At 54.9% G+C, this 11,536-nt stretch carries 10 protein-coding genes; 8 read left to right on the forward strand and 2 right to left on the reverse strand.

Annotation, left to right across the window (positions count from 1 at the left end):
* Positions 1–195, forward strand: a 195-nt coding sequence (locus tag PAT3040_RS38010) for a hypothetical protein (RefSeq protein ID WP_219930279.1), incomplete at its 5' end; no start/stop codon positions are given.
* Between the two features lie 71 nt (positions 196–266).
* On the opposite strand, the gene PAT3040_RS12865 is transcribed toward PAT3040_RS38010, so the two are convergent.
* Both PAT3040_RS12865 and PAT3040_RS12870 read right to left on the reverse strand, forming a co-directional pair.
* Entirely contained in the window at positions 267–1,760 is a 1,494-nt protein-coding gene (locus PAT3040_RS12865) for an MDR family MFS transporter (protein ID WP_108992968.1), read from the reverse strand.
* A 55-nt stretch (positions 1,761–1,815) separates the two neighbouring features.
* A complete protein-coding gene (locus PAT3040_RS12870; RefSeq protein ID WP_108992969.1) occupies positions 1,816–2,415 on the reverse strand; it encodes a TetR/AcrR family transcriptional regulator in 600 nt (199 codons plus the stop codon).
* Between the two features lie 207 nt (positions 2,416–2,622).
* Between PAT3040_RS12870 and PAT3040_RS12875 the strand changes: the two genes are divergently transcribed.
* The 7 genes from PAT3040_RS12875 (at position 2,623) to PAT3040_RS12905 (ending at position 11,081) form a co-directional block, all read left to right on the forward strand.
* Positions 2,623–3,150 (forward strand): CDP-alcohol phosphatidyltransferase family protein, encoded by a 528-nt coding sequence (locus tag PAT3040_RS12875; protein WP_087569521.1) that lies wholly within the window; start codon positions 2,623–2,625, stop codon positions 3,148–3,150.
* A 178-nt stretch (positions 3,151–3,328) separates the two neighbouring features.
* Complete coding sequence (fabZ, locus tag PAT3040_RS12880) at positions 3,329–3,760, forward strand: 3-hydroxyacyl-ACP dehydratase FabZ (protein ID WP_087569458.1); 432 nt, start codon at positions 3,329–3,331, stop codon at positions 3,758–3,760.
* Positions 3,761–3,798: 38 nt separating this feature from the next.
* Positions 3,799–5,508, forward strand: coding sequence for a phospho-sugar mutase (locus PAT3040_RS12885; RefSeq protein WP_108992970.1), 1,710 nt, complete (start codon positions 3,799–3,801; stop codon positions 5,506–5,508).
* Between the two features lie 43 nt (positions 5,509–5,551).
* Positions 5,552–7,666 (forward strand): DUF5693 family protein, encoded by a 2,115-nt coding sequence (locus tag PAT3040_RS12890; RefSeq protein WP_258234962.1) that lies wholly within the window; start codon positions 5,552–5,554, stop codon positions 7,664–7,666.
* Positions 7,630–8,940, forward strand: a complete 1,311-nt coding sequence (locus tag PAT3040_RS12895; protein WP_108992972.1) for a polysaccharide pyruvyl transferase family protein — start codon at positions 7,630–7,632, stop codon at positions 8,938–8,940. Before PAT3040_RS12890 ends, PAT3040_RS12895 begins: the two co-directional genes overlap by 37 nt.
* 7 nt (positions 8,941–8,947) lie before the next feature.
* Positions 8,948–9,706 carry a WecB/TagA/CpsF family glycosyltransferase gene (locus PAT3040_RS12900; protein ID WP_108992973.1) on the forward strand — a complete coding sequence of 253 codons (759 nt, stop codon included), beginning with the start codon at positions 8,948–8,950 and terminating at the stop codon, positions 9,704–9,706.
* A 226-nt stretch (positions 9,707–9,932) separates the two neighbouring features.
* The gene (locus PAT3040_RS12905; protein ID WP_087569453.1) at positions 9,933–11,081 is read left to right on the forward strand and encodes a glycosyltransferase family 4 protein; all 1,149 of its coding nucleotides are present in this window, start codon (positions 9,933–9,935) and stop codon (positions 11,079–11,081) included.
* Positions 11,082–11,536: the final 455 nt, after the last annotated feature.

Genomic DNA, 11,536 nt, shown 5'->3' on the forward strand with positions numbered 1-11,536 from the left:
AAATCCGCAATAATGGCCCGCATCGAGCCGGATTTACCGGATATAGCGGAAAAATCCGCTATATATCAGGCCGCGCAGGTGTGTGCTTGGTGTGCACAGGATGGAGAAGAGAATTACACGGCGGTAAACGAGCAGCAGCCTAATCAAAGAGCCCCTTCACCGATAGATGAAGAGGCTCTTTATCATGTCAATTAGCTCAAGGAACAAGGAGCAAGGAAGCAAGGAACTTGCAAGACTCCCTGCTGCCCTGCTGCCTCGTTGCCTCATTAATGCGTTGCGCTCATGCGAGGCTCAGCGGCTCCCTCTTCTTTGGGGGACACGGATCTTCTAATGAAGAAAGACAATACAAGAGCGACGATCGCGAAGATCATGCCCAACTGGAAGGCATCGTGGATGCCTGCGTTCAAGGCCAAGGCGCCTTCTGCTGGATTGGTAGGGTCGCTCGATGACAGCATATAATCCTTGGTTCCAGACGACATTACGCTGATGAAGAACGCGATGCCAAGTGCGCCGGCAACTTGCTGCAGGGTGTTCATGATAGCCGTGCCATGCGGGTAATACTGGCGAGTCAACTGGTTCAGACCATTAGTCTGAGCCGGCATCATGATCATGGACATCGCTATGCTCATTGTGCAGTGCAGCAGAACGATCGTCGATGTTGGGGTGTCGAGCGTGATGCGCGTGAATAACCACATGACCAGCACGAGAATCGCGCATCCAGGAATAACCAGCGCTCTCGGGCCGAACTTATCGAACAATTTGCCGGTAATTGGAGACAGGAAACCATTTAGAATGCCGCCCGGCAACAGCACGAGACCTGCTGCGAATGCGGTCATGCCCATACCTTGCTGCATTAGAATCGGCAGCAGCATCAGTGTGGAGAACAGCGACATCATAACGATGATGACTTGCACGGTGGCAAAGGAGAACATCGGAGCTTTAAACGCCCGAAGGTCCAGGATCGGCGTCTTGGAAGTGAGCTGACGCCAGATAAATAAGGCCAGCGCTACGGTTCCAGCAGCGACGAACGCGTATACGCGTGGATTCGACCAGCCGTTCTCCACTTCGCCAAGGCTGCTGAAGCCATAGACGATGCCGCCGAACGCGATCGTGGACAACAGGATGGAGAGGATATCAACCCGCGGTTTGGTTACATCGGTAACGTTTTTGAGGAAGATGAACGCAAAGATGACCGCGAAGATCGCGAACGGCAGTACGAGATAGAACAACCATCTCCAGTTCATGGATTCCAGAATCAGACCGGAGAGAGTTGGTCCGATCGCAGGCGCGAACATGATGACGAGACCGATACTGCCCATGGCGGCTCCGCGCTTCTCGGGCGGGTACAGAACCAAAATCGTATTCATCATAACCGGCAGCATAAGGCCTGTGCCGAATGCCTGGATGATGCGTCCTACGAGCAGGAAGGAGAACTGCGGCGCAATGGCGCACACGAGCGTTCCGACGGAGAATAGAATCATGGCGCCGAGGAACATTTGTCTCGTCGTAAACCACTGTACGAGCAGGGCCGACGCCGGAATAAGCACCGCGACGACAAGCATGTAGCTGGTCGACAACCATTGGATGGTAGTGTAGGCAACGTTGAATTCCTTCTGAAGATCAACGAATGCGATGTTCAATAACGTTTCATTAAGGATGGAGAAAAATGCGCCGATGATGAGCGAGATCAGTATCGGCAGTCGTTTGATATTGCCCAGATCGATCGATCCGGGTCCTGGCGCGGATGCTGCGCTTTGCATGAAAGGTACCCTCCGTATTCATAAAAAATAAACCATTTCGTCTTGTAGTGTGGCCTTATTGTTCCCGTACAATTCCATGCAGAAGAACCTTAAGAGCGGCTTTGTACAGCTCCAATGTTTCCATTGGATTCATGCTGCTGGCCGTTTCGCTGATGCCCCGCACCATACCTTCTAATATAATGCCGTATTGCCTGGCATTTCCCGGCTTGAACTCTCCGCTGACAATGCCTTCCGTCATAAGGCCCTCGTAGAAAAGCCGATTCTTCTCGATCTTGGCCGCGAGCAGCTTTCTGACCATGCTGGATTCCTCGGCGTGGCCTTCAATAAACTCACACGCAGCCATATAGAGCGGATGAGCGAGCCCCTGCTTGGTGGAGAATTCAATCACTCCGAACAGTTGATCGGTCACAGTGTCGTAACTGGTCTTATGAACCTCCCAATTGCGATACCATTCTGTCTCGAGCAGCTCGGCAATATGTAGGAAAAGCCCTTCTTTGCTCTTAAAGTGATAATAAATGTTGGCTTTGCTGCATTGGGCGGCTGCGGCCATCTCCACGATGGAGGCGGCGTTGTACCCCTTTTTTGCGAATAACTCGCTTGCGACTTCGACGATTCGATGTTTGGTTTCTTCGCTTTGGAGTTGTTTTTTGTTCAAATTTCACCTTCTTTCTAAGTAGGAAAGTTGGGGCCGACTACATCATACTGAACGCTAAGTCAGTATTTTATCATGGAGGGAATTTTTAGGCAATCGGTCCCGGGACTGAGGTCGATATGGATTTGTTTTCATTTTCGAGGAGGTAGTTTATAATAGTTGGGAACCAAGGTAGACCATGTATGGACAATCGCCGGGGAGCGTGATGTGTTGAATCTGCCGAATTTGTTGACGTCGCTGCGTTTCGTCCTCATTCCCGTCTATATCGGAATATTCGTCAGCGGACACATGATTCCCGCGTTTCTTGTCGTGGTCGCCGCCGGCGTGACGGATGTGCTGGATGGTCATATCGCCAGAAGGTACGGTCAGGTGACTCCCGCAGGGGAGATGCTGGACCCGCTGGCCGACAAGCTGATGCTGTTCACGGTGATCGTGTCGCTGCTCGTTTCGGGGCATATTTCCTGGTGGGCGGCAGGTGCGATGTTTTTGCGCGATTTGGGAATGATAGCCGCAGGGCTTATCGCCCACTTCCGCAAAAAGAAAAACGTGCCGGCCAATTGGATGGGGAAGCTGACAACGGTCATGTTCTATGCGGCCATCATGTTCATCTTCTTCGAGGCGTCGTTTGCTTCGACATACTTATGGATTGTGATCGCTTTTTCGTTCGTGACCACGTTCGTCTATGCGGCCTCCTACCGGACATTGAACCCGCCTCAGCCCAAGACCCCTCACATGTAACGCTATAGCATCATCATCATCGCACAGGACAGAAAGAGGCCGGGCGACGAACGCTTCGGGTTCTTCGCCAAGCCTCCTTATCTTAACCTTCGCAAACTGCAGTTTTGCGCAGGATAACCTTAGTGTTTCTGACTAGGACATGTTTTATACGGACACGGACATGAGAGGAGCTTATTAAATGTTAGATATCAGCCAAATCCAGGAGATTATACCGCATCGCCCGCCTTTCCTGCTAATCGACCGCATCTTGGAGGTGGAGCCGGGCGTCAGAGCCGTCGGCATCAAAAATGTAACGATGAACGAGCCGCATTTTGTCGGCCACTTCCCGGGTTATCCCGTTATGCCAGGCGTATTGATCGTCGAGGCGCTGGCGCAAGTCGGCACTGTAGCTATGCTCATGGTGGAAGCGAACAAGGGCAAGCTGGGCTTCTTCGCGGGCATTGACGGTTTCCGGTTCCGCGATCAAGTGAAGCCGGGCGATACGCTCACGCTGGAGGTGCAGATTACGCGCCTCAAAGGACCGATCGGCAAGGGACAAGCTACAGCGAAGGTTGGAGATAAGATCGTTGCAGAGGGCGAATTGATGTTTGCGCTGTCGGAGCGGGCCTAGATAAAACCAAATTTCGATAAGTGGCGGAGGGAATCCTTATGATAAACAAAGAACAGATTCAATTGCAATATGAAAGCTGGTTGGGCGATCCATTGATCGATGCCGCGACCAAAGAAGAGCTGGCCGGCATCTCGAGCCAAGAAAACGAAATCGCGGATCGCTTTTACCGCAACCTGGAGTTCGGTACGGGAGGTCTTCGAGGCGTAATCGGCGCCGGCACGAACCGGATGAACGTGTATACCGTGGGCAAAGCGACGCAAGGGTTCGCGAACTGGCTGTTGTCGCAAGGCGCGTCGCCATCCGTAGTGATTGCACATGACTCCCGCCGCATGTCGCCGGAATTTTCGCTGGACGCCGCGTTAGTGCTGGCGGGTAACGGCATCAAAACGTACCTGTTCCGTTCGCTCCGTTCGACGCCGCAGTTGTCCTATGCGGTAAGAGCGCTGAGTGCGAGCGGAGGCATCGTCGTGACGGCCAGCCATAACCCGCCGGAATATAACGGCTACAAGGCTTACGGGGCGGATGGCTGCCAATTGATCCCGGAGGATGCGGAGCAAGTCATCGCGGCTATTGCGCGGATCGATAGCTTGGGCGATGTGAAGCGGATTTCGCGCGAAGAGGCCGAGGCGCAAGGACTGCTGGTTTGGCTGGACGAGAAGGCGGATCGCGAATACGTAGAGACGGTCGTCGGAGAGAGCCTGAACCGGGAATTGCTGCAAGGGGAGCTGGGAGAAAAGTTCAGCATCGTATTCACGCCGCTGCACGGTACCGGCAATGTGCCGGTTCGCGAGGCGCTGAAGGGCGCAGGTTTCCGCAATGTACATATCGTGCCCGAGCAGGAGCAGCCGGACGGCAATTTCAGCACGGTGAAATCGCCGAATCCCGAAGAACGAGAAGCGTTTACGCTTGCGATCGAGCTGGCGAAGAAGGTCGGCGCGGATATCATCATCGGCACGGATCCGGACGCGGACCGCATGGGCGCGGTCGTGAAAAACAACGAAGGCGAATACGAGGTGCTGTCGGGCAACCAATCCGGCGCCATCATGGTTTATTACAAGCTGAGTTTGCTTAAAGAACGCGGCCTGCTGCCGGATAACGGCGTCGTCGTCAAGACGATCGTAACCAGCGAAATGGGCGCGGACATCGCGAAATCATTTGGCGTGGAAGTAGAAAATACGCTGACCGGCTTCAAATATATCGGCGAGAAAATGACAAGTTACGAACAAACAGGGGAGCGTTCCTTCCTGTTCGGCTACGAAGAGAGCTACGGCTATCTGAACGGTACCTATGCCAGAGACAAGGACGCGATCGTCGCCTCGCTTCTCATCTGCGAAGCGGCGGCTTACTACAGCAGCCAGGGCAAGACGCTGTATGACGTGCTGCTGGAGCTGTACGCGGAGTACGGCAGCTATCTGGAAGGGCTGGAATCCCGCACGCTTAAGGGCATCGACGGCGTGGCGCAGATCGGCGCCATCATGAACGACTGGCGTTCGAACCCGCCCGCGGAGATTGGCGGCGTCAAGGTGACGGAAGTGCTGGACTACAGCAAGGGCCTGGACGGACTTCGTCCGGAGAACGTGCTCAAGTACCGTCGCGCGGACGGTTCCTGGTTCTGCCTGCGGCCGTCGGGCACGGAGCCGAAGATCAAGGTTTATTTTGCGGTGAAGCAGGATTCTCCGGAGTCGGCGAAGTCCGCTCTGCAAACGTTGAAGGAAGCCGTTATGTCCCGCGTCGACGGCGTTCAGTAATCGATAAGCAAGCTTAGAGGTGGAACGGAGGATTTACGTGCGTATGTTATGGCAGCGATGGAATAGGCAAGCGAAAATAGGGTTATGGGTCATTACGCTGATCGGAATCGTGGCGGCATTGCCGCTGGGCTTTCAAAGGATGACGATGGAGGACTCCGCCAATACGGTGGAGTACGCATTCGATTACAGGGATCTGATCGAGGTGGCGGAGCATCAGGCGAACCCACGGGAGTTTCTGGACGAGCAACTGGGATTGTTGAAGGAAGCGGGCGTCAATACGATGGCCGTCTACGAAAGCACTCTGAAGGAGCTTAGCCAGGCAGGAAGGCTGACGTATTACAACGAGAAGGACGCCGCGCTTCTGCAGGGCAAGCTGCCTAGCGAACGCGTCAATTATACGTACATCCTGTTCGCGGGCGAGGAAGAGGAAGAGAAGGTGGGCAAGGTCGTGCGCGAGGCGCTTGACCGCTCGGGCGTCACTTACCGCGACTGGTCCTTCGGCGATCGGAACGGCATGGTGGTGGAGCAAGCTCTGACCGCCGTTCATCTCAAGACGATGGACTTCGACCCGATGTCGCTGGAGAAGCTCCGCGAAAAGGGATTCCACATACTTGCGAGATTCTCGGACAGAGTGGTCCCTTATGATGCAGAGCGTACCAGCTCGCAGCTCGCCATGCTCAAGGAATATGGCGTGACAAGACTGCTGTTCGACGGCGAGAAGTCCAAGGGCGCAAGCGATCAAGGCGCTCTGGGCAGCCTGGATAGCTTCGGCACGCTGCTTAATGATTACGGAATCGGGCTGACGGCGATCGAGAATCTCAAGAAACCGCAGCAAGGCATTCATAAACTCGCTTATATGACAGATTATAATGTGGTGAGGGTGTATTCCTTATCGCCCGAAGACAGTATCGAGATGACCAAGGGAGGCATTGCCGACCGCTTTCTATTGGCAGCCAAGGATCGCAATATTCGCATGTTCTTCTTGAACACGATGCTGCAATCCAGCATGGATACCGGCAAGCTGAACCATTCCGCGGACAAGCTGGCGATGGTAATGGGCGGAGAAGACGGCGTTATCGCCCAGCTCGAGGAGGCTGGCTTCCCGCACGGGATTGCGCAGCCGTTCGAGTCCGTCAACGCCTCGTGGGAGAAGCCCGTGCGCGCGGTAGTCGCGCTTGGAGCCATCGCGATCATTACGCTTTTGGTCGCCGCATTTTTGCCCGCGCTCGCGATACCGGTGTTCCTGCTCGGACTCGTGGGATCGGCAGGCCTGTATGTGCTTAACAGCTCGCTTATGGAGCAAGCGCTCGCGCTGGGCGCCGCGGTAAGCGGACCAACGCTCGCGATGATCTGGGTCATGAACCGCATCTATGCCCGTACCATCGGCAACCGTCGGATGGTGGGCGGCGAAACCTGGAAGGTAGGCGGAGCTTCTTACGAAGGAGAACCAAGAACGCAGTGGGTATTCCCTGACGTGCCTGCCGGCAAGCGGATCGTCACAGCGCTGAGCTGGTTTATCGTCGGCACGCTGATTACGCTATCGGCGGTACCGCTCGTGTTCGGCTTGTTGCACAATATTACGTACAGCCTGGTGCTGGAGCAGTTCCGCGGCGTCAGCGTCCTGTTCTTTGCGCCGCTGTTCCTTGTAGCCTTCTACGTGTTCCTGTATGAGGGCAGCGACGGTCATGGCGTTGTCAAGCGCGCGATCGGCATCCTGTCTCGTCCCATCACTTTATTGATGGTCGTGGGCGCGGTTGTCATCGGCGCTATCGGTTTCTATTATATCTCCCGTTCGGGCAATGCCGGACAAGTAAGCTCGATCGAGCTGCTGATACGCGGCTGGCTGGAATCGACATTCGGCGTACGTCCGAGATTCAAGGAATTTATGTTAGGCCATCCGCCGCTTCTGCTGGGCTTGTTCCTGGCGATTAGATACCGCGCGGCTTGGGTGCTCATTATCGTCGGAACGATGGGGCAATTGTCCATGGTAAGCACGTTTACTCACTTGCATACGCCTCTGTACATCTCGACGATCCGCACGCTGCTTGGTCTCGGAGCGGGCATTCTGATCGGACTCATATGTATCGGAGCCTGGATCTTATTGGAGGGAGCTTGGCGCAGATGGGTTCAGCCTCACATTCGCAAACCGTCCGCATAGCCATATCCGGTTACTACGGCTACCGCAACAGCGGAGATGAAGCGGTCCTGCGCTCCATCCTGCTGGCGCTAGAAGAGCAAGGAGCGGCTCAAGGCGTTCGTGTCCAGCCGGTCGTCCTCAGCGCCGATCCGGCGTGGACGAGCTCCATGTACGGCGTGGAAGCGGCGCATCGCATGCGTCCGGCCGACATTTTGCGGACGCTGCGAGGCTGCGACGGCCTCATTAGCGGCGGCGGGAGCCTGCTGCAAGACGCTACGGGAACGAAGACGATTCCGTATTATACCGGAATCATGAGACTGGCCCAGCTGCTGGGCAAACCGACGTTCGCATACGCTCAGGGCATCGGACCGGTAAATCGCCGCTGGATGGATCCGCTCATTCGCGGCGTTATGCGGCGAAGCGCTTATGTGTCCGTTCGGGATGCCGAATCTGCGGACTTGCTCGCACGCATTGGCGTAGCGCGAGAGAGGATCGAGGTTGTACCCGATCCCGTTATGGGTTTGCCGTTGCCGGAGGGCGCAGAGACATCGGTGAATGCCGACGCATTGCAAGTGCCAAGCGGGGCGCTTTCGGCCAACCATGCTGGATCCGCAATTGCGAATAGCGCTTCGCAGTTGTCGACCGTAAGCGGCCAGGCGGCACCCGGGGAAGCTGCGCTTCGCGGCGTTAAGCCGCGAGTTTCATCGGACGCGCCTGACGCACCGGACGCGTTTGTCACACCGGTCGTCGGCGTGTCGCTGCGGAGCTGGCGCCCGGACGGCGCCGACTTGGCACGCGCGGCGGAAGCGCTGATCGCGCTGTCGAAGAGCCGCTCCGTCACGCTGCGCTTTCTGCCGTTTCATACCCCTTCCGACGTCGTGACGTCGCAAGAGATGATCGAACGGCTGCGCGGCAAACTTGGCGAGGGAAGCTCGGCGGAGCTGGCTGCTCCTGGCGATGACCCGCAGCAGATGCTGCTGGAGGTAAGCCGTTGCGATGTGCTGTTCGGCATGCGCCTTCATGCGCTTATCTACGCGGCGAACCGGATGGTGCCGATGCTTGGACTGTCCTACGACCCCAAGATCGACCATTTCCTGCATCGCATTGGCCTGACGGCGATAGGCGATACGGAGCAGCTGGATCCCGAGCTTTTTGCCAACGAAGCGGTCGCGCTGCTCGACAATCCTGACGAATGGCGCAAGATGCATGTACCCGCAATCGACCTTTTGAAGCAACAATCGCAGCAACCGGCGCAACAAATCGTAACTTACTTGCGTCAATATAGATCGAGGTGATTTCCTCATGTCGAAACAACATCCAACCGTGCCGATCTTTGGCATACCGTTCTCGAAGATGAGCATGGACGAGACGGTCCGTTATTTGACAACGGCAATCGAGGAAGGACGCCAAACGCATATCATTACGGCTAATCCGATTATGATTATGGCGGCTTTGGACAATCCCGCATTTGCTGACATCATGAATAAAGCCGATCTCATCGTACCGGACGGTGCGGGAGTCGTATGGGCTGCAAAATATGGCGGAAACCCCGTCGCCGAGCGCGTCACGGGCTTCGATCTTATGCATCGTCTGCTAGAACAGGGCGAGAAGCGGAGATGGAAGGCGTATCTGCTTGGCACATCGCAAGAAATTATCGAAGCGGCGGCGGAAAAGCTTCAGCTTCAATATCCGCAAGTTCGCATCGTCGGGTATCGCAACGGGTTTTTCGGACCTGACGACGACGCGGAGATCGTGGACGAGATTGCCTCGCTTCAGCCGCATCTGTTGTTCGTGGCCAGAGGCATGGAAAAGGAAGCCTGGAATGTGCAGTACAAGGAGAAGCTTGGCGTTCCGTTTATCATGGGCGTCGGGGGCAGCTTCGATGTCGTGTCAGGCAAGCTGAAACGCGCTCCGATGGTGTACCAGAAGCTTCGTCTGGAGTGGCTGTATCGGCTGCTGCAGGAGCCGACGCGCTACAAAAGAATGCTTGCGTTGCCGAAATTCGTCGTGAAAGTGATCCGCAACAAAGAAAATGTAACAAAATCCCGCCCAATTGGGTGAAACTAGGCCTTTTTCAATGAAAATTGGTTGAAAACGGCGTTGGTATTTCTTTTTCGATCAGGGTATAATTCACTCTGGAGCAAAACGAAGAAGCGTTGGCGGCGACTGACGGATCGCAATCGTTCCCGAATCGTTCGCATAAGGTATCGTTTCGCAGTGAAAGATAACGGGGTAATAGCTTGTTAAGCGACCTGCTTAGGCTTTCAGAAAAAGGAGAGTTGTACACATGCCTATTGGCTTCTTGTATTCCATAGGATTCGTAATCGCATTATTGCTTGCATTGGGGATGACCCCGCTCGTTAAAAAATTCGCATTTAAGATCGGCGCAATCGACAAGCCGAATCATCGGAAAGTACATACGCGCATCATGCCGCGTATGGGCGGGCTGGCGATCTACGTCGCATTTGTGGGAGCCTTCCTGCTAGTGCAGCCGTTCATTCCCGAAGGGCTGTTGCGGCCGCAAGACGTCAATATGATTAATGCCCTGCTCGTCGGCGGTACAATCATCATCATTTTGGGCGCCCTCGACGACCGCTTCGAGCTGTCGGCGAAGGTAAAGCTGCTGGGTCAAGTCGCAGCTGCGTGCGTCGTTGTATTCGGCTTCAACGTACACATCGATCTTGTAAACGTACCATTTGGCGAAACCATGCAGCCAATCGCGCAATGGATCGGCATTCCGCTGACCATTTTATGGATTGTCGGCGTTACCAACGCCATTAACCTGATCGACGGACTGGACGGCCTCGCTGCCGGCGTTTCCGGTATCGCCATCGCAACGATTGCGATAATGGCCTCGCTGATGGGCTTCCAGCCTGTGATTCTGCTTAGCACGCTGCTTTTGGGCGGCATTATCGGCTTCCTGGTGTTTAACTTCCATCCAGCCAAGATCTTTATGGGCGATTCGGGCTCCCTGTTCCTTGGCTTTAGCTTGGCTACCTTGTCCATGCTGGGCTTCAAGCAGGTTACGATCGTATCGTTCGTGACGCCGCTTTTGATCATCGGCGTGCCGTTGTCCGACACGTTTTTCGCCATCGTTCGCCGCTGGGTAAACAAAAAGCCGATCTTCGCGCCGGATCGCGGACATCTGCATCACCGTCTGCGCGACCTTGGCTTCAGCCATCGTCGCACGGTTCTGATCATCTGGGGGGTGGCTGCCCTATTCGGGGCCATCGCTATCGTACAATCCGCTGTCGTGCAATCCAGCGCGGCCAACTGGATTACGTTCGCCGTAATTTGTCTGCTCATGTTCTTCCTGCAGATTGGTGCCGAGCTGACGGGCATTGTCGACAAGACGCGTCGTCCGCTCATCAACTTTCTGGTGCGCATCGGCTTGATTAGAACCGCCAAGACACAAGCGCAATCGCGCGGCAAATAAAGTCATTATTTTTGTATTCCGAGCTCCGCAACCTGCTTTTACGCAGGGTGCGGAGCTTTTATTTTTGGCTACACAAAAGCGCCAGGGGGTCGCAAGTCCCAAGTTGATCCCAATTGCCTCTAATATCCAAGACGTCCCTAAACATATGCCGCGCTCGAACCGATAAAGAAAGTACGTAACTTTTCTGATGTCAGTGCGTCTATCATTTAAATTATAGGAAAGTATGGGGTTTCTACATATTTGACCTATAATTCTCGGAATGAAACGCGCTGTGCCTCCAAAGGATGGCTCAGCCGTTTCACCTTGGACCAACTAAATCTGACTAAAGAGGAAGAGGGAGGAATATTATACGCGGCTTCGACATGTTCGGCGCGAAGGGTCAAGCTCTCTGGCGACTTTAGACCTAATCCGTCCCAACGTTCGTATGCTCCATGCAATTAAACCCGTATTTAAGG

The sequence above is a fragment of the Paenibacillus agaridevorans genome, from assembly GCF_003112455.1.
GTDB classification, from domain to species: domain Bacteria; phylum Bacillota; class Bacilli; order Paenibacillales; family Paenibacillaceae; genus Pristimantibacillus; species Pristimantibacillus agaridevorans.

Coding starts and splice junctions, on each gene's coding strand:
- PAT3040_RS12865 (WP_108992968.1), bottom strand. CDS start 1,760: ATGCAAAGCGCAGCATCCGCGCCAGGACCCGGATCGATCGATCTGGGC.
- fabZ (WP_087569458.1), top strand. CDS start 3,329: ATGTTAGATATCAGCCAAATCCAGGAGATTATACCGCATCGCCCGCCT.
- PAT3040_RS12885 (WP_108992970.1), top strand. CDS start 3,799: ATGATAAACAAAGAACAGATTCAATTGCAATATGAAAGCTGGTTGGGC.
- PAT3040_RS12890 (WP_258234962.1), top strand. CDS start 5,552: ATGTTATGGCAGCGATGGAATAGGCAAGCGAAAATAGGGTTATGGGTC.
- PAT3040_RS12895 (WP_108992972.1), top strand. CDS start 7,630: ATGGGTTCAGCCTCACATTCGCAAACCGTCCGCATAGCCATATCCGGT.
- PAT3040_RS12900 (WP_108992973.1), top strand. CDS start 8,948: ATGTCGAAACAACATCCAACCGTGCCGATCTTTGGCATACCGTTCTCG.
- PAT3040_RS12905 (WP_087569453.1), top strand. CDS start 9,933: ATGCCTATTGGCTTCTTGTATTCCATAGGATTCGTAATCGCATTATTG.